Below are 25,866 nucleotides of genomic sequence, written 5' to 3' on the forward strand. Positions count from 1 at the left end.
GTAATTGGAAATGATAATGCAAAGTCGCTTTAGTGTATTGTTTCTATTAACGTGTTTTATGTTGAGCACGGCATGTTTTAGCAATCAAAACACGCTCACATTTAACCGCCCTGATAACGTACCGCAAGCAAATTATGTTCTTGAGCTTCTTACACTCGCCTACAAGGACATAGGCTACGAAATACACCTTATCGATTTTAATCCCCAAAATGCTCTTCGCGCTGCTAATAATGGCACACTAGACGGACAGTTGGGTCGAGACAACAGTATAGAGGTAGATTTTCCTAATTTGCTGCCTGTTAACTACCCATTGTTCAAGTTTAAATTAATACTGTATAAAAACTGCCAGCAAAGCATATTAAACCGGCTCGATAACGTCGCTATTTTAGCTGATTGCCCCATACAAGCACAGTACATAAAAAATACGCAATTTGATGGTAATGTAATTGAAGTAAAAAATATAAGTACGCAACTAAACCTGCTTACTCAAAAAAAAGTAAAAGGTATATTGCTACTCGATTTTGCATCTGACAGTCTACCAATCCAGCATCCTGATGTTTGCTACCAAAAAGAGACACTACGTGTAACACCTGTTTATCATTACTTAAACAAACAAAATGCGCACCTAATTGAAGGCTTAGAAGCGGCACTCAATAAACTTCATAACAATGGCACGGCTTATGCGCTTAAAGCTAAATACAATATGTATGATTAAAAATCGAATCCGTGCTGCTTTGCCGTGTTAGTTGCACTTTCTGCTTCCTGTTTTTTGAGAAGATATCGCTTGTAGCGTTGCTGGCATAGGCTCAAAACTTTTTTCTTTTGTGCATTGGTTAAAGAGTTCCATAAAAATCGCTCGTCACGACTACGGTAACACCCTTTGCAATACCCTCTATTGTTAACTAAGCAAATACTTTTACAAGGACTTGGAATATCAAATATTTCAATTTGTTGCATAGCATACACCGCTTAGTTAAGGTCATAATTGCAGTATAGCGTTATTTTTAAACAAAAAAAAAGTAGCAATACTATTGCTACTTTTTACTTTATTTACTTAATGCTAAAGCGATTCAGGGCTTTTAACATTTATTTGTGCTTTACGATGAAATGGTTTTGCATACATAGCCAATACAAGTGGCTTAAGCTCTTCAGGTACCTGCGCAATACGTTGTTCAAATGTTGCCGTATCTGGAGAGTTAATTACCGACTCTTTACAACCACCAGCAATATAATTGCCTGGATGTAAGTAAAATGAATCTATTATTTGCTGGTCAATAGTGTTAGCAAGTTCCTCAGCGCTATCGCATTGTGACTCAATAGGCTGCCCAAAAGCTAAATGAACATGGCCCTTTGCCGTACTAAAGCCCTCAACAATGCTTAAAATATCTTCACCTACCGACTTAACATATTCACCATGTTGTTGCTTATGATAAAGCTCTTTAGCTTTTGCTATAGCGCATGGCTCATATTGATAAGAAATAGAAACAGGCACAACTTTTAACTCTTTAATGTACTCACCAAACTCTTTCTTTTGCTTACGGCCATTAAGTTGCAACATTTTTAGTAATGCAGGATCGGTTTGATCAAAGCCATCTTTAGCGCGCCCTTCTTTTTGTGCAATCCAAATGGAGTGCCCGCCCATTAGTGAGTCATAAATATACGATGACAATTGCGTAAGGGCTTTTAGCATTTCTTTAGGGGCTTTAGCTGAGCGCTTAACAATAAAGCTTTTATTTAAACGCATCAGCTCTGTTATGTAGGGTATTTGCAGTAAATTATCACCAATAGCTATTCGTACCGTTTTCATTTTATGTTGGTATAACCCCCAGTTAACAAGCGCAGGATCAAGCACTATATCGCGGTGGTTAGAAACAAATAAATAAGCTTGATTAGGATCTAATTTATCTAAACCTGAAAAGGTGACTTTTGACGTGGTGCGTTTTATAAGTTTATCTAAATACGTAGCAACTTCATTTTGAACATCTTCAACGCTCGTTACTTTTCCCCACTTTTTGCGTAGTTGGCTTCTTACCAATGGGCGGGCAATAAATGGCACTGCGGATAGAAAGCGCGGTAGGTTATACTTAGCAATGACATCTATAAATGCATCATCACTCATTAAACGCGCTAATGATGCGTTAACCTCATTGTCGTTGTAAGGTCTTATGTCTGCGTACTTGTCTTCTAATTCACTCATTACTGCATCTATAAAGTTAAAAAACGGCACGTAAAATACGTACCGTTTGTTTTATTGGTTTGAGTATAACTCAGGCAAACTGAAATGCGAACTAAGTCAGGCTATTGCATTTTTATAAAAACTTACAAGCACTCTAAAAAGTACATATATAACAAACAATTAAGTAATGCTCTTACCAGTTACCTTTCGCTTTTGTGATTACCAAGGGATTGTGTCGGTCTAATTACCGAGCGACTTTGTCGTAAATAGCATATCAGCCAGTTGTTAAACTGGCTATGATTTATGCCTATTCTTACAACGCTTGCGACCTTGCAACTCTCAGTGCAGTGGTATTCAAATTGTTTCTTAACCACATGCTACGCACACCGCCTGCGCTAATATCAATACCGAGGGCTTCAGTCAGCTTGATGGCCACTTTCTGTTGACCAAGGTGGGGATGCTCAACGGAGAATTTTACGACTGCATCTTCGATGGCTTTATCTACACAGTTTTTATGTCTTATATCGGGAGTTTCTTGGCGTTTTAAGGCATCAGGACCGCCTTGCTTAACCAGTCTTAAGTGTCGGTGAATAGTGTCTCGTGAGACGCCACTTTGTCGTGAAGCTGCACTGATACTTCCAAGCTTTTCGATTAATGCCAACACCTCTAGTTTCTTTTGTACTGCTAAGTCTTCTGATTCAAGCTTACTTGGCTCATTTACTTCAGATACCTTGAGTTGCCGCCCTGCGAAGTGTGCGGTGAAGCCTTTCTTGCTGGTGTTTCGGATCTCAATTTTCTGATTAGCTATGGAATGTTTTAGCGGTGAATCAATCAAATAGAACTTGTTACCGTAGCTGAAGGTGTGGTCATTGCGGATCTTACGATGGTCTTTAATGACGCAGATATCATCAAGGTTGGTGTGTTTCGATAATGGTGTAAATTCAGGCGCTTGCTTTGATTTCACTTGAATTCTAGACTGCCAGAATTGTGGGATGAATACATGTTTCAGGTATGCATTAGCACTGGCTATATCTTTAATATTGTTAAGCCTTAGCTCAGGTACAAGACGGTCTTGAAATGTATCAAAGGCACGTTCAACACGGCCTTTACCTTGAGGCGAATTGGCGAAGATAATCTCAATACCCAATTCTTCACATGCACGCTGCATTTGTGAGAAGTTGCAACGCTTAGGGCCGCCGAAGATACCCGCTCTATCCACGTACAGCGTTTTAAACACGCCCTTAGTTTCGATGCAATCTCGCATGACTTTCATACAACCAGCGGTGGTTTCAGATGGGAAGAACTCTGCATGTACTTCACTGGTGGCATCATCAATCATCGCAATCAAACAATGCTTCTTATCGCCAAACCAACGATGGGGACTACCATCCATCTGCATCATTAAGCCCGGCGCTGCCATACGCTCTCTGCGTTTTCGAACATTGCTACGTCTTCGTTTGGCTCGTTTAACGTGATGAATATCATGTGCCCAACCGCGAAGGGTTTCACGCTTAATAACAATGTTCTCATTCGTAGCTAATTGTTCAGCCAAGTGCAACAGATTCAAATCGTAATATTTTTCCTGAATCAATTTTTGAACCGCTTTTTTTATTGATACCGGCGTTTTGTTGGATGGGGCTTTGCCACTGTTACCATGCACAACAAACTGAATACCGACTTTCTGATATCTCTTCACATAGCGTTCTATTGAACGTCTAGACTTACTGAGTAACTTAGCAGCATTGGTAATTGTTATTCTGCCTTCAACCACTTTGGCAATTATATCAACGGTTAGTTGAGCTTTAGAATCCATCACAATCATCCTCAACATGCCTTCTAGTATTCAAAAACAAGAACACTAACAAACATGTAAAAAAGAGACCGACAGTTTCCCTTGGTAATTAGCAATTACGACAGAATTGCTTGGTAATTAAGATACGACAAAGTCGCTTGGTGTTAACAAGTTACCTTTCGCTTTGCTTGTAATGCTATGACAACTAAACGCAGAATAAGTGCGATTAAAATTACACCACAAATAAAGCTTAGCCAATATGGAAGCACCTGATGCTCTTCACCTAGTTGCGGGGAAACAACAAACCCAAACTCAGTTACTAAATAATCCGTTAAAAACCCAAAAATCAATGCAACCCCAATAACCCCTGTCAAATAAGCGAATACAGCACGCTTGCCAAGCTCATTAGCTACAACACCTAACGTAGCAATATTTGTTGCCGGCCCTGCGAGCATAAACACTAACACCGCTCCAGGCGATACTCCACTCAATAACAAGCCTGCAGCAATAGGCGTAGAAGCAGTGGCACAAATATACATGGGTATACTGATCAAAATCACCACAAGCATGGCAACAATGCCACTGCCCCACTGTGTTAAAAATGACTCTGGAACATAGGTCTGTACCAACGCGGCAAAGAATAAACCAATCATTAACCAGACCATGGTATCCGACAGAAGTTTATTGCAGCTAAAACTTATCGCTTGTTGTACTTTCTGCCATTGACTTTGTAATGCCTTGTTTGGTTTATCACAACAACTGGTTTGAACTTTAGGCTCTGCCGTTTTAGACGCACAGCAACTGGTTTTTGTTTGAGCACCTGCCGCAGGCTTAGTCTGCAGCCTATCGGTATCTCGCCCAACTAACACACCTGCAACAATAGCACTGCAGATAGCAGCTATGGGGCGAATAATAGACATAAACGGACCTAATAACACATACGATACTGAAACAGAATCAACCCCCGTTTCAGGCGTCGACACTAAAAACGCAGTCGTGGCACCCTTTGAAGCACCGGCGCGTCTCAAGCCTATTGCAGCAGGGATAACACCACATGAACACAAAGGCATTGGCGCACCAATTAAAGCCGCTTTCACTGTAGTCAAAAAGCCTTCTTTACCTAAATGGTTATTTAAAAAATTTGCCGGTAAATATACATTTAAAAACCCAGCAATCAGCAACCCAAGCATTAACCAAGGGGCAGATAGTAAAAATAACTGCCAAAAATTATTAAGTAAGTCCATCGATGTCCTCCAAGGTTGTTAATATTGAACAGTTATAAGCGGGTTCTTGTCCACCACAGCACTTATCTGCCAGTATCGATAGCGATTGATGAAAACGTGTTAGCTCAGCAATACGCTCTGCAACTAGATCGCGTTTTTGTATCGTTAAATCTTTCACTTCATGGCACGAATGCTGGTGTTTTTTAAATTTAATTTGCAATAACTCTCTGATCTCTAACAAGCTAAAACCAACATTTTTAGCACGCAAAATAAACTTCATTTGTTTGAGAGCTGCCTTATCATAATCGCGATAACCTGCCTCGGTTCGACTTGATGGCGTTAACAAATTGTGTTTTTCATAGTATCTTAGGGTATCTGTTGAGACACCTAACTGATTTGCAAACTCACCTATTTTCATTTGTTTCTCCAATGAGTATATTCTCAACTGATGCCAACTATAAACCTTAGAGCACGCACCAAGGTCAAGTATTAAAATTATTTTATTTAATTAGGACACATCATGAAAATTACTGTTCTCGATAACGCCACATTAGCAAATACATCACTTGCCTGTTTAGAGCAACTAGGGAGCCTTAAAACCTACGAACTTACTAGCCCAGAGCAAGTTGTTGAGCATAGCCAAGGGGCTGATATTTTAATTACCAATAAGGTCGTGTTAAACCGCGAAACAATTAGCCAACTAAAAAATCTAAAACTAATATGCGTGAGTGCTACGGGAACTAATAATGTTGATCTAGAGGCTGCAAAAGATCACGGCATTGCAGTTACAAACGTTGCAGGTTATTCAACACCTTCGGTTGTTCAACATACCTTCTCTTTAATCACAAACCTGCTAGGTAATACACACCGATATCAAGCTGATTGTCAGCAAGGTGCTTGGCAGAAAAGTGAAATGTTTTGCCGTCTTGACTACAGTTTTAATGATTTACAAGGCAAAACACTAACAATCATAGGCGGTGGTACACTAGGACAGGCTGTTGCAAATGTAGCCGAGGCTTTTGGTGCAAATGTAGTTATGTCTGAGCGCAAAGGCGCACCATGCCGCGATGGCAGAACGCCTTTTGACGAAGCCATAAAAACCGCAGACATAATTAGTGTGCACTGCCCGTTAACAGAAGAAACGCGCAATTTAATTACCTTAAACGAATTTAAAGTAATGAAACCAAGCTGCATCATAATTAACACAGCACGAGGCGGTATTATTAATGAGGCGGATTTAACCAGTGCACTAGAGCAAAATATAATTGCTGGCGCAGGCGTTGATGTATTAACAAAAGAGCCTGCTGAGCTTTCAAATCCACTGGCAAATTATAAAGGGAGTAACCTATTGCTAACGCCGCATATTGCGTGGGCAAGCACCGAATCAATTGTGCGATTAGTTAAAGAGGTAAGTTTAAATATTAAAGCATTCAAACAAGGGGAGCCTCGTAGCCGCTTAGTTTAATACTCACCTTAGCCTCGTAGCCGCTTAGTTTAATACTCACCTTAGCCAAGTAACCTGAGCTCTGAATAGTAAATACCTTAATCATTGCTTGGGTTAAATAAACTAAAAAGTGGCTGTTTTTACCAATTTTTTTATTTTTTAAAATTAACTAAATACCACACACAACGTAAGCAATTGATTATAAATAAAATTTAAACTTGGCGTATACTTTGCGTTACTATCATTAATAATTAAGTAAAAATGATTAAGGTACATACAAAAATGAATAAATCTCTACTAGCAGCGGCACTTATTACTCCATTTTTAACGGGTTGTGTTATCGCCGTATCTGATGGTGAAGCAGAAACGCACTGGGCAGGTAATGACTCAACTAGCTGGCAAACTAAGCACAAAAATAATCGCGAAGCGATTTCTGAATTAAAAATGGATAGCAGCTACCAGTCGGTATTAACAACACTTAAAACCCCTAATTTTACAGAGTTAGTAAAAAAAGGGGATGATGTGTATCAAGTCTTATTTTATGCAACTCATAGCATTCATTCTGATGGTAAAATGACTAAAGATGAGTGTACGCCACTTGTATTCAAAAACGATAAACTTGTCGGTATTGGTGACAGCGCATTAAATATGGTTAGCCACTAAAATACAAAAAGGCCAGTAACGTTACTGGCCTATTTTATTAGTGAGCGACCACTCTATTACGGCCAGCCTCTTTTGCTTCATACAACCCTAAGTCAGCTTCTTCTAATAATGAATGCTCTGAGGTTGAGCGGCCATCTTCCATGGTTGCAACGCCAATACTGATAGTTATACATTGTGCATTTAACGATGTTTTGTGCTCTATATTTAATTTGTTTACAGCGCTTCTAAGCTTATTTGCAAACGCAATTGCTTCCTCTTTAGATACATCAGGTAAAATAGCCGCAAACTCTTCCCCACCGTAGCGGGCAATAAAGTCACTTCCACGTTTACATTGTGCCAATAAAGATTGTGCTACTTTTTTTAAACATTCATCACCGGCTCTGTGGCCATATGTGTCGTTGTATCGTTTAAAGTAATCTATATCCATTAGCAGTACAGATAGCACCGAGCCCCCTCGTTTACTTCTTCGCCACTCTCGAGACAAATTTTCATCAAGGTAGCGTCTGTTGGGTATTTCGGTTAATCCATCTATGGACGCTAACATTTCAAGTAAATCGTTTTTTTGTTTTATCAGTAATTGATTTCGTACTCGCACTCTAACAATAGAAGCACTGAATGGCTTAGTAATATAGTCCATCGCGCCTAGCTCTAATCCTTTTGATTCATCAGCATGCTCTTGATTAGCAGAAATAAAAATAACTGGAATAGCCTGGGTAATAGGATTTTCTTTTAACTTAACAATAAGTTCAAAGCCGTTCATAACGGGCATTACAATATCAAGCAAAATCAAATCAAACTGCGTAGTTCTTACAAAAGCGAGTGCCTCTTCTGCACTTTTAGCTAAAAACACGTCATGCTCTTCACACAACGTTTTTTCAAGCACTAACCTGTTAAGTGGATCGTCGTCAACTACAAGCACTTTAGCTTTTTTTGACATCCACCGCCTCCAAACCTCTAATAAATACAATAACCTGCTTCAACTGCATAATAAGCTCTTTTATGATTTGATCTTCAGGGTCATTGGTTGCTTTAAGACTTTGTTCGCACTGAAGCGCACAAGACGATAACCGCTTAAAACCCAAGTTACCCGATACTCCTTTGATACTATGCACTAAACGTACCAATTCACCTTTAACGGTACATTCGTCAATTTGTTGTAATTGGGTCTCACATAGGCTAGCAAATTTATCAATCATAGTATTAAGTAACGCCTCATCAGCGCTAAATTGAGCTAAGGCAAATGCCCTATCAAAAAATACCGTTTTAGTGATCTGCATATCTGCAATAGCATCAAGTAGTACTTTTGCTACAACGGGCTTTGTTAAATGTTTATTCATACCGCATTTTAACGAACGCTCTATATCCGCAGGCTCACAATGGGCTGTCAATGCAAATATAGGCAATTGCTTATCGTCAAACTGTTGACGAATCAACGTAGTAGCTTGACAACCATCTATATGCGGCATTTGCACATCCATTAAAATCAGATCTGGTTTTAAAACTTGTAGCAGCTCCATACCATCAGATGCATTGGTTGAGGTTACAACATTTACATTAGCTTTTTCTAAAACACTACTTATAATTTCTAAGTTTAGTTTATTATCATCAATTGCCAAGATCAGTAAACCTGACACCTCTCTACTCGGTTGCTGTGCCTGTATATTAGCGTCACTTGCAATTTGCTTTAATGCAAAACCACTACTTAAATCAAATAATCGCTGTCCAAGTGCAGATGCTTTAACATGCTGCGCTAATAAGCCTTTACTCATAGATGAGCTAAAGGTTAGCTGATGATTAACGATAATGACCGATACAGTGTGTGAAGTAAGCGAGTCATTTATTGCTTTTACACTTAATAGCTCAGGTAAATCAGCTTCATCAACAATAAGCTGATTACGTCCCGAAAGTTTGATTGGGTAATTCAATGCTTCATCTAAATCAATACTGGTTAACTCTGAATAGGCTGCTACAGCGCGTTTTAAAGCTCGGCTTCGCTGGGATATAATAGCCAGAGCATCAACAGGCAACAGCTGATTTTTTGTATCGTCTACCTGTAAACTAATGCTGAAATAAAACTCACAACCAAGGCCTTTTTCACTGTTTACGGCTATCTCGCCGCCCATAAGAGATACAGCATGTTTTACAATAGCCAACCCTAACCCTACACCTTGATGGGCGCGTGTTGATGATTCATCGCCTTGTGTAAAGGCATCAAATAAACGTAATTGGTCAGCCTCATTAATCCCGCTGCCAGTATCTTTTACACTAAAACAGATCGCTTGCTCGGTACTATCTCCCTCAATTAGCTCCATTTTTAAGGTAATCCTACCATTGTGAGTAAACTTAACAGCATTAGTTAATAAATTACCCAACACCTGCTGTAGTCTTATACTATCGCAAATCAAACTAGGTGCAATTAAAGGGTCAACATCAATAATAAATTCAACCCCTTTTTGCTCACACAAGGGCCCTGTTAAGCTATCGCAAATATCAACAAGTTCCACAACCGTAAATGGGGCTAGTTTTAACTCAGCCTGTGCGCTTTCAACTCTGGCAAAATCGAGCATGCGGTTGAGCATTAAGAGTAAACTTTGCGCAGCTTGCTTAGCTTGATCTGTTTGCTGAATTTGTCTTTGCGTAAGCCCTTGCTCTATAAGCATGTCAAGCAAACCTAACACCGCATTCAAAGGAGTACGTATTTCATGACTTAAGTTAGCTATAAAGCGACTTTTAGCGAGGGTTGCGCGCTCAGCATTGTGCTTAGCTTTAGTTAATGCACTCACATCTTGTAAGTGAATAACATAATACGAAGGATCTCGCTTTTCATCCCACACGAGCGATACACTGAGTTGAAGCCAGCTAGTCAAATTTCCTCGTGCTAATGTTAAATGATAAACCTCTTTCTTATCATCAAGCAGCTGAGCTAGTCTTGTTTTAATTTCTTGCCACTGACTATCATCAAATAGCAGTTTAAGTTGCTCACCTACCAACACATCTTGCTCAGTAAATAGTTTTCTTGCTGCTTTGTTTACTTGCAATATAGTCTGATCAAGCGAAAGAAGCACAACACCGTTTGCAGCAAATTCAATAGCACTTCTAAATTTAGACTCAGACGCTTTTAGTGCATGTAAAGTTTGCTGCTGTTCTGTTATATCTCTACCGATCCCCATTGTGCCTAACAAGTGCTGCTGCTCATTGTAAAAAGGCGCAATCGTCAGTTGGTAAGACTTATCATCTGTATCAACGCGTTGCTGAACATTACTGCGATTTTGTAAAACCTGTTTTTCAAGAATACTTATTTGTTCGTATTCGTCCGTTATATCTTGTATACGCCTACCCACTAGCGCGCTTTGATCGCATCCAATGTACGCTTCAAATGCCTTGTTGCACCCTAAAAAAGACCCATCAATATTCTTAAAATATATGAAATCTGGAACACTATTTAACATTGTGTTTAGTAAAGCTAAATGTCGCTCTTTAGCTTGATAACTGCGTGTTAGTTTTTCTGATTGCAATTGCAGCTTTTCGTCAAGCTCTCGGTTTACATCTTGCAGCGAATCGACTAGTTGTCTGTTTTTAGCAAATACTAGTTTTATTTTAGTGAACCATGGCTGCCAATTAATAGGGATTTGATAATTAGACTCTTTGCTGTTGTCGCTATTGCTTTGCTCTAAGTAATGCATGAGATGTGTCATAGGTTTTAAAAATATGCGCTGACTTAACCAAAAGAACACACAAAACATTAAACTTAGAAACAGCGTTAAAAATGTAAACTCGAGTAAAATTTCATACCGAATAACATTTACAAAACCGGATTTAGACTCATAAAATGCAGCATGTATTGGGAGGTTGCTTTTTGGCTGCATAAAAAAGTTTGTGCCACTGGTTAACACCGTTAATTTTTGTTGTGATGCCGCCATTTCAGGCCAGTATTCTTTAAGTGTGATCCCCTCAGCTATTGCATTTTTTGTGCTTGCAACAACCTGATCAAACCGATTAACAAATATATATTCTCCCTGATTTGGCGTAACTTTTTTTAGCCAGGCAGAAATAACCTCCACATCGTAAATAACGATAATATAATCACGCGAGCCAAGTTCTCGCTGGCGTCCGATTGAGTAGTAAGCCTTCCCGTCTATATTTACAATCGGGCTTGAAGATAAAAGGCTGCCTGAAAAGTCTGGTTTAAATCGCCCTTCAAGAATCTCTGTTAGTAATAAACTCTTGCTCTTATTGCGCCTCGCTACAAATGCAGCGCCATTTTCATCAACATACGCAACGGCGCTAAGCGACTGCATAAGTGCCAGAGTTGTATTAAACGAAGGACCTAATTTAACTAACTGTTGCCACTTTGAAAGTTCATTTGGTGAAAGATTAAAATCCCCTTTACCTACAATCTCGGTGCATTGTTGAGTAAAATGGCGATAGTAATAACCTTCATACTGATTAATACCTTCAAATAAATTACGATTAGCAAGACTCAGTGCAGGCTGCTCGTATAAGTTAAGCATATTAGCCATTAAATCACTGATTGATTGCATGCCATGATTTATTTGGGCGGATATATTAAGAAAATCAGCGTCACGTTTTTCTACTGTGCGCTCAAGCTTGATATTGTAAAGATGTAAACACAGTAAAAAAGCAACGATTAAAGGCACCAACAGGGCAACAATTAAAGAGCGATAATAATGTTTGAGAGGTAAAAAATTCAACGTGCAGTCTGCCATTTGGCCCGAAAATCAATCATTAGACTATCGAGCCAAATAGTTAAGCGCAAGTTATAAATTCTCTTCTGCAAATGAAGCCAACCGACTCCTTACAACACCATTAAGATTTATAGTTGCACTGCCTTCAAAGTTTTTAAAACGTTCTACTATGTAGGTTAAACCTGATGTGACTGGCGTTAAATAATTACTGTCTATTTGCGCTAAATTACCGGTGCAAATGAGCTTGGTGCCTTCTCCGCAACGAGTAATAATGGTTTTAAGTTGAGACGCTGTTAAATTTTGACTTTCATCTAAAATCACCCCCGAATTGATATAATACTATCATACCCCCAATAAACTTGAACAAAAAAGTTTTTACACACATACTCTAGCTAAGAATCAAAGGTGAACGAAAATGATACTTCGAAATACAACAAAAACTAAAATAATTAAAACATCAGTCAACTTTGGAAAAGGAATGTCTTTTCACCTCGATAAATCAGGGCAACCTATTAAGACTGAAAAAGGCATCTGAACTCACTCATATAGGCACGATAAAATAGAACCTAATTTTCCAGTGCTATATCACCCGACTCGCTTCACCGAATGCCAAGAAATGAACTTATTTTTAATGCACCGCTTTGAAGGTCATTTCAGTCTCAAAAAGAATCAAATAGACAATGAGGCTTTTAGTGACGCTTATCATGCCAGCCAACCGGGAAAGCCATTAGATGTTAAGTCTGTTCGCAGTATAGCTAAGCGCTTAAAAGCTTTCTTAGATTGGTTGGATAAAGATGATGCATCCTATTTTGAAGTAATAGCTGCACCACTTTCAAAACAATCTGTAGATGATGATATTTCTAGGTTACCTGTGTGGAGATATCACAAACATTTATGTGAAAGAGTCGAAACCAAAGATAAGTCTAAACGCATAAGCTTTAACAGCGCTCAAGAACGAATTAGAGCTGTTAAAGCATTCTATATATGGAGCCATAAGCGCGGAGCTATAGATAGCCTCCCCTTCTCACTTGAATACAAACAGGTACGTATTAAATCGAAAGCTAAATCAGGTGTCAGTTCGTTGTTTCAATTACCTACCAGCAACAATCGTTCTGGGGGCTTATGGAAATGGGTCAGTAATTTGAGCATTCCAAATACATTGAAACAAAAAGAAGACTCACCAGACAAAGGTCTACAACCATATTCTCCAAAAGAACTTAAACAGTTACTGGAGACGAATACAGCTCAAAAAGAGACTTATAAACTTTATTTGCAGTGTGCCTTGTTAGGTGGACTGGACTTCCCAGCTTTTACTAGACAGTTTCTAACTCAGAAAAATACGCTTCCTCAAACTTAGCAGGTGAAACACCGCCTGTATGCGAGTGACGTTTTTTCGGATTGTAAAACATTTCTATAAAATTAAATATCTCTGCTTTCGCATCTTCCCTTGTCGAATATATCTTACGCTTAACTATTCGCTTTTTAATCGTCGAAAAAAAGCTTTCAGCAACTGCATTATCGTGACAATTCCCAGCTCGACTCATTGAGGGTACAAGGTTATGTTCTTTCATAAAGGCTAAGTAATCAGCGCTACCATACTGGCTTCCTTGATCACTATGTACCATTACGTCAGCTTTGGGTTGGCGCTGATAAACTGCCATGAGCAATGCTTTAATTACTAAGTGCTTGTCCATGTTTTTATCCATCGACCAGCCTACGATGCGCCTAGAGAATAAATCCATGACAGTTGCTACATACAAGAATCCTTCATAGGTTCTCACATAAGTAATATCACTTACCCAAGTTTGATTCGGCGCAGGAGGATTAAACTGACGAGCTAGCAAGTTATCTGCAATGCGCGATGTTTTACCGCCTTTAATATGGCGACGTTTATAACCTATTTGCGCTTTGAGTTTATGTTGGCGCATGATCTTAGCTACGCGATTAACACTACATTTTTCACCAGCTTCACGTAAATCTGCGTGTATCCAAGGACTACCGTAAGTGCCACCACTAGCAACGTAAAACTCTCTAATAAGCTTAAGCAAACGATTATCTTCGATTGCTCTGTCACTCAATGGCTTCTTTAACCACGCATAAAAGCCACTGCGGTGTAGCTTAAAGAGTTTACACATCGCAGCAATAGAAAACTCATTTTGATGCTCACGAATAAAAGCGTACTTTACTCGGGGTTGCTGGCAAAGTACCTTGCGGCCTTTTTTAGAATGTCGCGTTCCTCCGTGACACGTTTTAGCTCGGCCTCAAGTTTGGCGATCCTTAGTTGTTCATCTGATGATTTGGTTTGTTTGGGTTTCTCTGATAACTGGCTTCGCCAGTGATATAACGTTTTGGTACAAATATCTAATCGTTCTGATACTTCAGCAACTGAATAACCACGTTCAGTTATTTGTTTAACTGCTTCTATTTTAAATTCTTGGGTATACCGTTTGCCTTTGCTCATAAAACACCTCTAATTAGAAGTTACAATGTAACTCTTTGGGTGTCTAGCAAACTATGGGAAGTCCAGAAAATGATTTATTATCTTTGATCAAACCTTTGTTTTTCTTAGCAACATCTTTAGCACCGTCTACAGCATCCTTTACATCATCAACATCCAGTTCACCATCGTCACCACCACTGAATAGTCCCATGATCTTCTGTATACCACCCATAGTTGGTATACCAGCTAATGCTGCACCACCATCCATTAGCAATCCCATCAGTCTGATCTTATCTATTCGTCCAGCAAACTCTTTTGCTTTTGCACTGAGATTTTTATCGTCTGCTGCTTTTTTAACTAAAGTAGATGCAATTGTTTCTAGTAACGCCGCTTTAGCGTCATCATACCCTTGGAAAGTCCATGCATCGAAATGTACTTGGATATATTCTTGTTCATCACTTTCCAGAGAAGCCTTAGTAAGTTCAAGAATCGTCGATTTTCCAGCGCCCCAATCACCAAAAACGCCTATACTAATAGGCATTAACTCCTTTTCTGTTATAAGATCTTTTATTGACTCAGCCGTTTCATTAAAATTTAAGAAATCAATTTTTGATTCTTTATCAGACCACATAACGTCTCCTTTTATTTATTATTTCTTTTGTTCCATTCTTTCAATAGTTCGGTGTGTAGTGGTACAGTGATTTTGGCCACCCATTAAGAAAGAAATGTTATGCTAATAAGCATACAAATTTGGGTGAAAAAATGACGAAATTAAAACGCGCAACGTATTCTGCGGCAATCAAATTAGAAACAGCTCAGCTTGTAGTTGACCAAAGTTATACTCAAGAAGAAGCAGCCAAAGCGATGGGGGTGGGTAAATCAACCGTCAGTAAGTGGGTTACTCAATTAAAGCAAGAGCGGAGTGGCCAGACACCATCTGCTTCACCAATGACGCCCGAACAAATTGAAATCCGCGAACTTAAAAAGCAAATCCAACGCATTAAATTAGAAAAGGATATATTAAAAAAGGCTACCGCTCTCTTGATGTCCGACTCCCTGAACAATTCTCGTTAATTGAGAAACTAAATCAACGAGAGCGTTACCCAATTAGCGTGCTGTGTAACGTATTCAATGTGCATCGTAGCAGCTATAAATATTGGGCTATACGGGATACAACGCCGACGCCAGAGCAAATAAGGCTAGAAGCTGAAGTTAAAGCCATACATGCAATGAGCGGCGGCTCAGCTGGGGCGCGGACAATCGCGGCAATAGCAACGAACAATGATTTTGAATTGAGTCGTTATCGTGCTGCTAAGCTAATGGTTAAATTAAAGCTTGAAAGCTGCCAAGTACCTCAACATTCATATAAACGCGGTGGTAATGAGCACCTTGAAATTCCAAATCTGCTTGATAGACAATTTGATGTTGTTGAGCCAGATACCGTGTGGTGCGGTGATGTGACGTATATTTGGACAGGCAATCGCTGGGCCTATTTAGCGGTCGTTGTTGATTTGTTTGCACGTAAAGTCGTTGGTTGGGCAATGTCGTTGTCGCCAGATACTAACTTAACGCTAAAAGCGCTTGAACTCGCGTATGAAAGCAGAGGTAAGCCAAGTGGACTGATGTTTCATTCAGACCAAGGTAGTCATTATACAAGTTTAAAATATCGTCAACGTTTATGGCGCTATAAAATTACACAAAGTATGAGCAGGCGCGGAAATTGTTGGGATAATGCGCCAATGGAGCGATTTTTTAGAAGCTTTAAAACGGAGTGGATGCCAAAGGTTGGATACGAAAACTTTAAAGATGCTAAATATAGTGTGAGTGATTATATCAACGGGTATTACAACAACGTTAGGCCACATCATTATAATGCCGGTTTAGCGCCAAATGAATCTGAGGTTAGATACCAAGATTCTAAAGCTGTGGCCAAATTTTATTGACCACTACAGTGAACCGTGGGGCGGCTAACAGAATATTTCTTCGCTAATGCAGAGATCGATTCACCATTTAATTTATCTTTATATAATTCTTTCGCTTGTTTGTCTGATAAAGCAGGCAATCTGCCCATGTGTTTGCCTTTAGCTTTAGCCTCTTCACGACCTTCTGTGGTTCTGGCTTTTATAAGATCCCGCTCAAGTTGAGCGAATATGTGGCTACGCATAATGTTTGAGATTATTTCTCATCAAGCCAGATTGGGTGAGTACTAGGAAATCTTCGTCAGATTTGAGCTGTGAGTTCAACTGGTGAATGCAACGCTATCCTTATTATTATTTAAAGGAGCGTTTACATGAAACAGAGAAAGCGTATTTATTATAATGCAGAACAAAGAAGGTTAATTTGGGATCGATATCAGCGCGGTGATAGTGCGCATGATATAGCAAGGTTATTTGATCGATACCATTCATCTATATTAGGTATTATCCATAAAACAGGTGGTGTTCGGCCGCTTGAGCCCAAACGCTCACCAACAACACTAACTCTTGCAGAGCGAGAAGACATTTCACGAGGGTTAGCAGCAAGTAAGTCACTTCGAGAAATAGCGAGATACCTTAATCGCTCACCTTCCACTATTTGCCGTGAAGTAAACCGCCACGGCGGGATTAAAAAATATCGAGCGAGTAAAGCTGACAAAGTTGCCTGGGAAAATGCCAAACGCCCTAAGCCTTGTAAGCTGTATGGCAACAAAGAATTATGTTTAATCATTGCTCAAAAGATAGAATCTGCATGGTCACCTCAGCAAATCTCTGGTTGGCTTAGGCGGAGATACCCCAATAATGAGGATTTGAATGTGTCGCACGAAACAATATATAAAACCCTATATATACAAACCCGCGGCGCCTTAAAAAAAGAGCTACAAAAACACTTAAGGACGCAGCGGGTAGTCAGGAAATCAAAACACGCCACTCTTAAAGGTAAAGGGTTAGGAAAGATAGTTGACGCTGTACCAATTAGTGAAAGGCCATCAAATGTTGAAGACAGAGCTGTTCCAGGCCACTGGGAGGGAGACTTGATCCAAGGCTCAGGAAACAGTTTTATCGCGACTCTAGTTGAGCGGCACTCTAGGTATGTAATGTTAGTGAAAGTACCTAGTAATAAAACAAAGCAAGTAATCGAAGCGTTGATTAAACAAGCTAATAAGTTGCCAGCAGAGCTTTATAAATCATTAACTTGGGACAGAGGATGTGAGCTTACTAATCATAAAGACTTTACTCTAGCTACAGATATTCAAGTATATTTCTGCGATCCACAATCACCTTGGCAACGCGGCTCCAATGAAAATACAAATAGGTTATTAAGACAATATTTTCCAAAAGGAACTAACTTAAATGAGCATTCTCAGATAAGATTAAACCAAGTTGCCAGACAACTTAATGAGAGACCGCGGAAAACACTAGAATACGAAACACCTGCGGAGCGATTTAATCAGTGTGTTGCATCGAGTGGTTGAACTCACAGCCTGAAGCAGTCGTAAACGATGGTACAAAATTACTTCAGCTAAAATTCACTTTGATACGAAACCGGACATTAGGCTTAGCGTATCTCATGACAAGTGTTCCAACAATATAGTCGTTGCTCTTACTTTTAAATTTAAATCTTGTTTTAGATCCTCTGTACAATTAGTAACACACCAACGCGACTTTAATGTGGAATTAGGATCATCGGTTAATTTATTCTATCTAGATAGCTCTTCTATTTTTTATCTTTGATAAACATCGGTATAAAACGGGCAGTCCAAATAATGTTAGCAGTGTTTGCTGTCACTACCCCCCAACAATTATTTTCTTGGAATAGCTATTTGAGTTACTTCCCAAACTTTTCATATTGAATAATTTTTATTTGACTCTATAGCCACTATAGATTTTATACTTATTTTAATATTATTACGGAATGTTAAATATGTCAGAAAAATGTAGTGGTCAGTGTCAATCATCTTCTACCAATGAAGATGTAAAAATTGATACACAATTAGATAACTATAGTGGCGCGTTTGTCAGTACATTTAAAGTACCTCAAATGGACTGTCCTTCAGAAGAGAGATTGATTAGGTTAGCACTTGACTCAATTGAGCCTTCAGTTGGGTTGCAATTTGATATTCCTAGCCGTTTAGTCAAGGTTTTTCATGATGAAAATTTAGATGAGATAACAAAAAAATTACAACAACTCAATCTCGGTGCAGAGTTGGCATCAACTAAAGAAAGTTGCAGCACCGAAGCTGCAAAAGCAAAAGATCTAGCCCAAAAAAATGAGATGAAAGAAGCATCAACCCTAAAATGGTTGTTAGCCATTAATGGAGTCATGTTTTTTATAGAAGTAATTGCTGGGTTGATTGCACAGTCTGCTGGCCTAATTGCAGACTCATTAGATATGTTTGCTGATGCTGCTGTGTATGGTTTGGCTATTTATTCGGTAGGTAAAAGTATCAGCATGAAACTTAGAGCGGCACATATATCTGGTGTGCTTCAAGTTATTCTAGCGCTAAGTGCTTTGAGCGAAGTCGTAAGACGCTTTGTTTACGGTAGTGAACCGATCTCTTCTTTAATGATGATATTTGGTGGAATAGCACTAATCGCTAACATTGCTTGTCTATTTTTAATATTTGGTAATAAAGAAGACGGCGCTCATATGAAAGCAAGCTGGATTTTTTCCGCAAATGACGTTATTGCAAATGTTGGGGTAATCTTAGCTGGCTTTTTAGTTACAGTAACAAGCAGCCGTTATCCAGATTTAGTGATTGGTTTGATTATTGCTGTTGTAGTTTTAAACGGTGCTCGCCGTATCTTACAGCTAAAGTATTAAACAAATTCATCATGGCTATTTATTTAAATTTTAAAACCATTAATAGCATCTTTATAGCTAGTTTAAGTCTGCTTCAAACGGCTAAAGGGAAATGAAGTTATGAAAAACAATGCCTACATTCCGCCATTACGATTTCATTGGTTAACTAATTTTTATGACAGCCTCGTTGCTATCACCACGAGAGAAGCATTTTTTAAAAAACTGATTGTAGATAAAGTTGCCAACGTCAAAGGAAACAACCTACTTGATGTTGGATGTGGAACCGGAACGCTAACAAAATTAATAGCTGAAAAATCACCTAAATATACCGTAATAGGCTTAGATGCAGACCAAACCGCTTTAGATATTTCACAGAAAAAAGTTATAGGCAAGGATCTTAATATTTCTTTTAGACAGGGCTTTGGACAAGAAATGCCTTTTAGTGATAATTCCTTTGATATCGTAGTTTCAAGTTTGTTTTTTCATCACTTAAGCCGTTCAACTAAGCGTGCGACATTAACTGAAATTCGTCGGGTACTTAAACCGGGTGGCATTTTATTAATTGCTGACTGGGGAAAGCCGACTTCAATATTTCAACGGATATTGTTCTTTGTCGTTCAGTTATTAGATGGTTTTGAAACTACAAAAGATAATGTAGATGGAGTCCTTCCTTCTTTAGAGGTTGAATCAGGGTTTACTCATGTTTCAGATTTAAACATAGTCCCAACGACTTTGGGAACTATCAGACTGATTGAAGCGAACTAGATAACAATGAACCTAATGCGTCCGTCATATTTTAAACCATATATATCATACGTGATAATGATTTTAATCGCGGTGCAATCTGTGTTTTTTTCGCTAGAAGAGCTTGAAGTAAACTTAATTGAAAGTTCTTTTAATACATCACTAACTGAGTCTATTACCCCGCTAAAATCTCCAGAAACCTCCAATATATTTGAGGTGAGTAATAGCAACACTTCAATTGATAATTGTAATTTTTGTTGCTGTTGTCACTTATTTTTAAATGCAGATTATTCTTGTAACATTTTACAAACAATAGAATATTTCCTTACCTACGCCTTAGTTTCTCCTGAGCTAAAAGGCTATATCTCGGTGCCATTCCGCCCACCTAAATACGCCTAAATTTTATAGAAAATTATGAAAGGTCAAATGTTAATGACCGAAAAAAACATATAAATTTATAGGAAAGTATACATGGCACTTAATACCTGTGTGCATCGCAAGATAGCAATTTTGAGGTGTGTAACACCTCGGCTTAAATATATCGCGTTTCTCGCGTTGTCACTTTTTACATTTAATGTTTATGCCTTTGAAAAGCAGTTAAATCTTCAAGAGGCAATTCAGTGGACGCTTAAACAAAATCCTGAACTCAAAATATTTGATTTCAAACAAACCGCATTAACAGGACAAGAACAAACAGCAAGTTTAAATCCTGCTTATGAACTAGAAGTTGAAGCTGAGAACTTTGCAGGCTCAGGTGAATTTAATGCATTCGACAGTGCTGAATTAACAGTCGCTCTATCTTCGGTTATCGAAATGGGAGATAAACGCTCAGCGCGGATTGGACTTGTTTCAAAATCAAGAGCACTACTCAATGCTGAGAAAGAAGTCTCTGCGCTTAATTTAATGGCTCAAGTCACTGAGAAGTACGTGGAAGTACTTGCAGCCCAACAAAGAGTTATATTGGCAGAAAATGCTTTGAGCTTAGCACAAGAAACGTTAGAGATTGTATCTCAGCGTAACCGCGCAGGTGCTACTCCTGAGGCTGAAGTGAAACGCTCAAAAGCAGTTATTGCTCAGGCTAACCTCACCCTTCAATCTGAACAAAAGCGCTTGGAATATCTAAAGCTTTCTTTATCAGCTTACTGGGGAGAAACATCAGTGTCATTCTCTAGAGTAACTGGAGATCTGTTTCAGTTTGGCAATGATAGTGATTTTAGTAGTCTCTTTGCGAAATTAGAGAAAAACCCTGCTATTCAAGTTTATGCAAGTGAGCAGCGACTAAAAGAGGCCGAATTACAGTTGGCTAAAACAGAGTCAACGGCCAATATCAAATGGTCTGTTGGTGTTAGGCGCTCTCAAGAAGTCAATGATACGGTACTGGTCGCTGGCTTTAGCTTACCTTTGTTTGCTGAAAAGCGAAATTCTGGTGCAATCGCTAGTGCGCTAGCAGAGCGTGACCAAGTTGCCATAGAGAAAGAGGCGACTAAGTTGAGGTTTAGAAATCACTTACTACGAGCATACTCCAATAGAAAACAAGCCATATTAACAGCTAATTCATTAAAGCAGTCGGTTATCCCAATGCTTGAAGATGCACTGGAAGATACTCAAGACGCCTATCAAAAAGGTCGATATGGATATCTTGATTATGTATCGGCTAGACAAGAGCTGTTAAATGCTCGGCGAACCCTCATTGATGCGGCATCTGCTGCCCTAATTTATGGCGCAGAGATAGAAAAACTAACAAACGAAGCGCTGTCACTCTAAATAAACATCACTTTAAGTTTAATAACAATTTATTGATTCAGTTATTAACTGAATCGTTTAGGAATTCAAAATGAAAAACTATTTACTCGCACTATTGATTTTTATTGGGTATCTATCACCCATTCAAAGTGTTATCGCTAGTGAAGATGAACATGAAGGCGAAGAAGGCATTAGCAAAATAAACAATAACATGGCAAAAAGGCTTGGTGTTGAAACAGCCTATTTAGCTTCAAAAACGTTGAACCAAACTATCCCTGTATACGGCGCTACGACGATAGGCGCTGAACAATTATTTCAAGTTGGCGCTAGATATAACGGCGTTATAAAGACAATTAACTCCACTGTTGGTGATAAGGTAAAAAAAGGAGATCTATTGGCCGTTATTGAATCTAACGAAAGCTTAAATACCTATAAAATAACGTCCCCTGTTTCTGGGGTAGTTTTACAGAGAAATGGAAATGTTGGCGGTATCACGCAAAACACTAGCTTGTTTGAAATCGTCAATTTTGACACCTTGTGGGCTGAATTTAAGGTGTTTACCAGCCAATATAATCAAATCAAAGTCGGTCAGCATGTTGATATTGAGCAAGGTGAACACGCATTCAGTTCAGTCATCACTAATATTATTCCAGCTAAAGACCAACCTTATGTATTGGCACGGGTACGATTAAACAACACTGAGTTAAAGCTAACGTCAGGTCAATTATTAAAAGGCAACGTCAAAATAAATCAATTCAAGGTGGATTTAGCCGTTGAGAAAGTTGCTATCCAAGAGCTAGGTGGACAATTAGGTGTATTTGTTAAAGAAGATGAAGAGTACGAATTTGCACCGCTTGTATTAGGACGTTCAGATAAGAACTATATCGAGGTTATTGGTGGCCTCAGTAAAGACACTGAATATGTAAACAAAAACAGTTATCTGATAAAAGCAGATATATTGAAATCTGAAGTAGAAGACGACGATTAGGAGACGCAATATGATTGAATCAATTTTGCGTCTTGCAATAAATAGGCGCTATTTAGTATTAAGCTTGCTGATGGTAATCATCGGCGTTGGTATGTGGAGTTATCAAAAACTTCCCATTGATGCTGTTCCAGATATAACAAACGTGCAGGTACAAATAAACACTTCTGCCCCCGGTTATTCACCTTTGGAAGCGGAACAAAGGGTGACCTTTCCTGTAGAAACAGCCTTAGCCGGATTGCCAAAGCTGTCTCACACCCGCTCCCTGTCAAGATATGGATTATCTCAAGTAACCGTTATCTTTGAAGAGGGAACCGATATTTATTTTGCTCGCAACTTAATCAATGCAAGATTAGCTGCGATAAAAGGCGTTATTCCCTCTGGCTTAGAGCCAGAAATGGGTCCTATTTCGACAGGGCTTGGCGAAATATTTATGTATACCGTACAAGCTTCTCCTGACGCTAAAATGCCTAATGGAGAGCCTTATACCGCTATTGCCTTAAGAGAAATACAAGACTGGATCATTAAACCGCAATTGGCTCAAGTTAAAGGCGTCATTGAGGTCAACAGTATCGGCGGCTACAACAAGCAATATCACATAACGCCTAAACCCGAAAAATTACTTTTTCATCAGGTAACCTTTGAAGAAATATCTGATGCATTACGTAAAAACAATGACAACCGTGGCGCAGGTTATATCGAACAAAACGGACAGCAAGTGTTAGTGCGCTCCATTGGGCAACTTGAGACAATAGATGAGATCCTCAATGTCATCATCAAAAAGTACAATGGTATTCCTGTAAAAATAAGTGATGTTGCCAATGTTGCTATTGGCAAAGAACTTAGAACAGGGGCTGCTACTCGTAATGGCATTGAGACAGTGCTTGGTACAACCATGATGCTGATTGGTGAGAATTCTCGCACCGTTGCCTTAGCAGTTGAACAGAAGCTCAGCGAAATACAAAAATCTCTGCCAAAGGGCATTACCGCTGAGCCTGTTTACGACAGAACAACATTAGTAGATAAAGCGATTGCAACCGTTACCAAAAACCTCGTTGAAGGTGCGCTTTTAGTTATTGTTGTGTTATTTATTCTACTTGGAAATTTACGTGCAGCTCTCATTACCGCTGCTGTTATCCCTATTTCCATGTTAATGACAATCACAGGTATGGTGCAAGCAGGAGTATCTGCCAATTTAATGAGTCTCGGCGCATTGGACTTTGGCTTGATAGTGGACGGGGCTGTAATCATCGTTGAAAACTCTGTCCGTAGGTTAGCACAGGCCCAACACAACGGTCATAGGCAAGACTTAAGAGAACGCCTAAATACCGTTTTTGAAGCCACTTCAGAAGTGATACGTCCAAGCTTGTTTGGTGTGGCAATTATCACTGTTGTTTACATCCCCATTTTCACGCTAACTGGCGTTGAAGGGAAAATGTTCCACCCTATGGCGGCAACTGTCGTTATGGCGTTAATTTCCGCAATGATCCTTTCAGTTACACTGGTTCCTGCTGCTGTAGCTGTGTTTATGAAAGGTAAAATCAGCGAAAAAGAAAGTGTAGTTATTCGTTCAACCAAGTCTATTTATGAACCATTGTTAAAAATGGCGATGAAATTTCGTTGGATTATTGTTTCATTCTCAACGCTGTTAATGGGGTATAGCCTTTGGTTAGCAACTACGCTTGGGACAGAATTTGTTCCTCAATTAAATGAAGGTGATATTGCACTACAGGCATTAAGAATTCCATCGACTGGCCTAGAGCAATCAGTAGAAATGCAAGAAGTACTTGAGCAACGTATTAAAGCGTTTCCTGAAGTTGATAAAGTATTCTCGCGCATCGGCACACCAGAAGTAGCAACTGATCCAATGCCACCGAGTATTGCTGATATCTTTGTTATTTTAAAACCACGTAAAGATTGGGCCGAACCTTCAAAGCCAAAGAGTGAATTAGTTGAAGAAATGGAAGAGGTACTGAAAAACATTCCGGGCAACAACTATGAATTCACTCAGCCTATTCAAATGCGTTTCAATGAATTGATTTCTGGCGTTAGAGCTGATGTGGGCATCAAAGTATTTGGCGATGATTTGGATCGGTTATTACTTACCGCAAAAGATATTCTAAATATTGTGAAAACCGTAGATGGTGCAGCAGATGCCAGAATGGAACAAGTCACAGGTGTTCCATCTTTATCGGTAATCCCTAAACGCGAAGCACTTGGTAGGTATGGATTGAACGTTACCGAATTGCAAGACTGGGTTGCCACTGCAATAGGGGGGGAATCTGCGGGGATCATTTATGAAGGAGACAGACGATTTGAGTTAGTTGTTCGTCTACCGGAGCAAACTAGAACGGATATTGATGGTTTGAAATTTCTGCCGCTTCCACTTGAGAATGGTAACTATGTGCCACTTGAAGAAGTTGCAGAGCTTAAATCTGAGTCTTTACCTGCTCAAATTAGCCGTGAGAGCGGTAAAAGAAGAGTTGTGGTTACCGTCAATGTTCGTGGTAGAGATTTAGGCGGTTTTGTCAAAGAAGTGAAAGCTAAAATTAATCAGGAAGGAGAAATTCCAGCAGGATACTGGCTTGATTATGGCGGAACCTTTGAACAGCTAGAGTCAGCGAGTAAAAGATTAAGCTTAGTTGTGCCGATCACACTAATTGTTATCTTAGGTATTTTGGTTATTGCATTTGGTTCATTAAAAGATGCATTGATCATTTTCAGTGGTGTACCGTTAGCATTAACTGGGGGCGTAATTTCTCTTTATTTAAGAGACATGCCTTTATCTATTTCGGCAGGTGTCGGCTTCATAGCATTGTCAGGTGTTGCCGTATTAAATGGCTTGGTTATGTTGGCTTTTATTCGAGATCTTTGGCATGAAAAAGGCGACCTTTACGTAGCGATCATTGAAGGTGCCATCATTCGTTTAAGACCTATTTTAATGACGGCACTGGTCGCAAGTTTAGGTTTTATTCCAATGGCGTTAAACACTGGAATTGGTGCAGAAGTGCAACGACCACTAGCAACAGTTGTTATCGGCGGTATTATATCTTCTACAATTTTAACTTTGTTTGTATTGCCTATTTTATATCAATGGGCGCATGGCGCTGAGAGCAGTAAACAGCAATCTGACGAAATTTAAAAACAAAAAAGCAGCTTAATTTATGTTTA

Annotated in this window: 21 protein-coding genes and 1 pseudogene; 11 read left to right on the forward strand and 11 right to left on the reverse strand. The window is 39.2% G+C overall.

The features are described 5' to 3' along the window. The first annotated feature begins 16 nt into the window (after positions 1-16). Positions 17-715, forward strand: coding sequence for an ABC transporter substrate-binding protein (locus PS1M3_RS14105; protein ID WP_058433140.1), 699 nt, complete (start codon positions 17-19; stop codon positions 713-715). On the opposite strand, the gene PS1M3_RS14110 is transcribed toward PS1M3_RS14105, so the two are convergent. From PS1M3_RS14110 to zntR, 5 genes are all read right to left on the reverse strand, one after another. Next, positions 712-957 carry a DUF1289 domain-containing protein gene (locus PS1M3_RS14110; protein WP_138739856.1) on the reverse strand — a complete coding sequence of 82 codons (246 nt, stop codon included), beginning with the start codon at positions 955-957 and terminating at the stop codon, positions 712-714. The genes PS1M3_RS14105 and PS1M3_RS14110 overlap by 4 nt on opposite strands. 103 nt (positions 958-1,060) lie before the next feature. Further along, the gene (locus tag PS1M3_RS14115; RefSeq protein WP_033019396.1) at positions 1,061-2,197 is read right to left on the reverse strand and encodes a 1-acyl-sn-glycerol-3-phosphate acyltransferase; all 1,137 of its coding nucleotides are present in this window, start codon (positions 2,195-2,197) and stop codon (positions 1,061-1,063) included. Positions 2,198-2,489: 292 nt separating this feature from the next. Then, on the reverse strand, positions 2,490-3,998 hold the full coding sequence (locus PS1M3_RS14120; RefSeq protein ID WP_203983756.1) for an ISNCY family transposase: 1,509 nt from the start codon (positions 3,996-3,998) through the stop codon (positions 2,490-2,492). 134 nt (positions 3,999-4,132) lie between these two features. After that, on the reverse strand, positions 4,133-5,212 hold the full coding sequence (locus PS1M3_RS14125; protein ID WP_203985052.1) for an SO_0444 family Cu/Zn efflux transporter: 1,080 nt from the start codon (positions 5,210-5,212) through the stop codon (positions 4,133-4,135). Next, complete coding sequence (gene zntR, locus PS1M3_RS14130; RefSeq protein ID WP_203985054.1) at positions 5,199-5,609, reverse strand: Zn(2+)-responsive transcriptional regulator; 411 nt, start codon at positions 5,607-5,609, stop codon at positions 5,199-5,201. Before zntR ends, PS1M3_RS14125 begins: the two co-directional genes overlap by 14 nt. Positions 5,610-5,711: 102 nt before the next feature. On the opposite strand from zntR, the gene PS1M3_RS14135 reads away from it, so the two are divergent. Together PS1M3_RS14135 and PS1M3_RS14140 are read left to right on the forward strand one after the other, a co-directional pair. Then, positions 5,712-6,656 carry a D-2-hydroxyacid dehydrogenase gene (locus tag PS1M3_RS14135; protein ID WP_008128005.1) on the forward strand — a complete coding sequence of 315 codons (945 nt, stop codon included), beginning with the start codon at positions 5,712-5,714 and terminating at the stop codon, positions 6,654-6,656. Between the two features lie 261 nt (positions 6,657-6,917). Further along, positions 6,918-7,298 carry a DUF3192 domain-containing protein gene (locus PS1M3_RS14140; RefSeq protein ID WP_203985056.1) on the forward strand — a complete coding sequence of 127 codons (381 nt, stop codon included), beginning with the start codon at positions 6,918-6,920 and terminating at the stop codon, positions 7,296-7,298. A 37-nt stretch (positions 7,299-7,335) separates the two neighbouring features. Here the strand turns inward: PS1M3_RS14140 and PS1M3_RS14145 are convergent, their stop codons facing one another. From PS1M3_RS14145 to PS1M3_RS14155, 3 genes and pseudogenes are all read right to left on the reverse strand, one after another. Further along, on the reverse strand, positions 7,336-8,235 hold the full coding sequence (locus tag PS1M3_RS14145; protein WP_203985064.1) for a diguanylate cyclase: 900 nt from the start codon (positions 8,233-8,235) through the stop codon (positions 7,336-7,338). Next, complete coding sequence (locus tag PS1M3_RS14150) at positions 8,219-12,010, reverse strand: PAS domain-containing hybrid sensor histidine kinase/response regulator (protein ID WP_203985071.1); 3,792 nt, start codon at positions 12,008-12,010, stop codon at positions 8,219-8,221. The genes PS1M3_RS14145 and PS1M3_RS14150 overlap by 17 nt, the downstream gene beginning before the upstream one ends. Before the next feature lie 66 nt (positions 12,011-12,076). After that, positions 12,077-12,334, reverse strand: a pseudogene (locus tag PS1M3_RS14155) (PhoH family protein); the annotation flags it as partial. Between the two features lie 286 nt (positions 12,335-12,620). Here PS1M3_RS14155 and PS1M3_RS14160 point away from each other — a divergent pair. After that, positions 12,621-13,361: a hypothetical protein gene (locus PS1M3_RS14160; RefSeq protein WP_239104460.1), complete on the forward strand. Its 741-nt coding sequence runs from the start codon at positions 12,621-12,623 to the stop codon at positions 13,359-13,361. On the opposite strand, the gene PS1M3_RS14165 is transcribed toward PS1M3_RS14160, so the two are convergent. Further along, positions 13,318-14,465 (reverse strand): IS3 family transposase gene (locus tag PS1M3_RS14165; RefSeq protein ID WP_203985073.1). Its coding sequence is split into 2 segments (ribosomal slippage): positions 13,318-14,228 and positions 14,228-14,465, totalling 1,149 coding nucleotides; the frame shifts between segments, so codons are not numbered across the junction. The genes PS1M3_RS14160 and PS1M3_RS14165 overlap by 44 nt on opposite strands. 43 nt (positions 14,466-14,508) lie before the next feature. Beyond that, positions 14,509-15,075 (reverse strand): P-loop NTPase fold protein, encoded by a 567-nt coding sequence (locus PS1M3_RS14170; protein WP_239104461.1) that lies wholly within the window; start codon positions 15,073-15,075, stop codon positions 14,509-14,511. Positions 15,076-15,206: 131 nt separating this feature from the next. On the opposite strand from PS1M3_RS14170, the gene PS1M3_RS14175 reads away from it, so the two are divergent. Further along, positions 15,207-16,387 (forward strand): IS3 family transposase gene (locus tag PS1M3_RS14175; RefSeq protein WP_086007400.1). Its coding sequence is split into 2 segments (ribosomal slippage): positions 15,207-15,465 and positions 15,465-16,387, totalling 1,182 coding nucleotides; the frame shifts between segments, so codons are not numbered across the junction. Here the strand turns inward: PS1M3_RS14175 and PS1M3_RS20085 are convergent. Further along, positions 16,381-16,608, reverse strand: a complete 228-nt coding sequence (locus PS1M3_RS20085) for a hypothetical protein (RefSeq protein WP_239104462.1) — start codon at positions 16,606-16,608, stop codon at positions 16,381-16,383. The genes PS1M3_RS14175 and PS1M3_RS20085 overlap by 7 nt on opposite strands. Before the next feature lie 126 nt (positions 16,609-16,734). On the opposite strand from PS1M3_RS20085, the gene PS1M3_RS14185 reads away from it, so the two are divergent. The 6 genes from PS1M3_RS14185 (at position 16,735) to PS1M3_RS14210 (ending at position 25,837) form a co-directional block, all read left to right on the forward strand. Then, the gene (locus PS1M3_RS14185; RefSeq protein ID WP_203984430.1) at positions 16,735-17,895 is read left to right on the forward strand and encodes an IS30 family transposase; all 1,161 of its coding nucleotides are present in this window, start codon (positions 16,735-16,737) and stop codon (positions 17,893-17,895) included. A 449-nt stretch (positions 17,896-18,344) separates the two neighbouring features. After that, positions 18,345-19,244, forward strand: a complete 900-nt coding sequence (locus tag PS1M3_RS14190) for a cation transporter (RefSeq protein ID WP_008109692.1) — start codon at positions 18,345-18,347, stop codon at positions 19,242-19,244. 99 nt (positions 19,245-19,343) lie between these two features. Further along, entirely contained in the window at positions 19,344-19,988 is a 645-nt protein-coding gene (locus PS1M3_RS14195; protein WP_008109690.1) for a class I SAM-dependent methyltransferase, read from the forward strand. A gap of 450 nt (positions 19,989-20,438) precedes the next feature. Continuing rightward, the gene (locus PS1M3_RS14200) at positions 20,439-21,731 is read left to right on the forward strand and encodes a TolC family protein (protein WP_008128677.1); all 1,293 of its coding nucleotides are present in this window, start codon (positions 20,439-20,441) and stop codon (positions 21,729-21,731) included. Positions 21,732-21,801: 70 nt separating this feature from the next. Next, a complete protein-coding gene (locus tag PS1M3_RS14205) occupies positions 21,802-22,698 on the forward strand; it encodes an efflux RND transporter periplasmic adaptor subunit (RefSeq protein WP_008128679.1) in 897 nt (298 codons plus the stop codon). Between the two features lie 10 nt (positions 22,699-22,708). Next, a complete protein-coding gene (locus PS1M3_RS14210; RefSeq protein WP_008128680.1) occupies positions 22,709-25,837 on the forward strand; it encodes an efflux RND transporter permease subunit in 3,129 nt (1,042 codons plus the stop codon). Positions 25,838-25,866 lie beyond the last annotated feature (29 nt).

The organism is Pseudoalteromonas sp. PS1M3, assembly GCF_016865405.1.
Lineage (GTDB): Bacteria > Pseudomonadota > Gammaproteobacteria > Enterobacterales > Alteromonadaceae > Pseudoalteromonas > Pseudoalteromonas marina.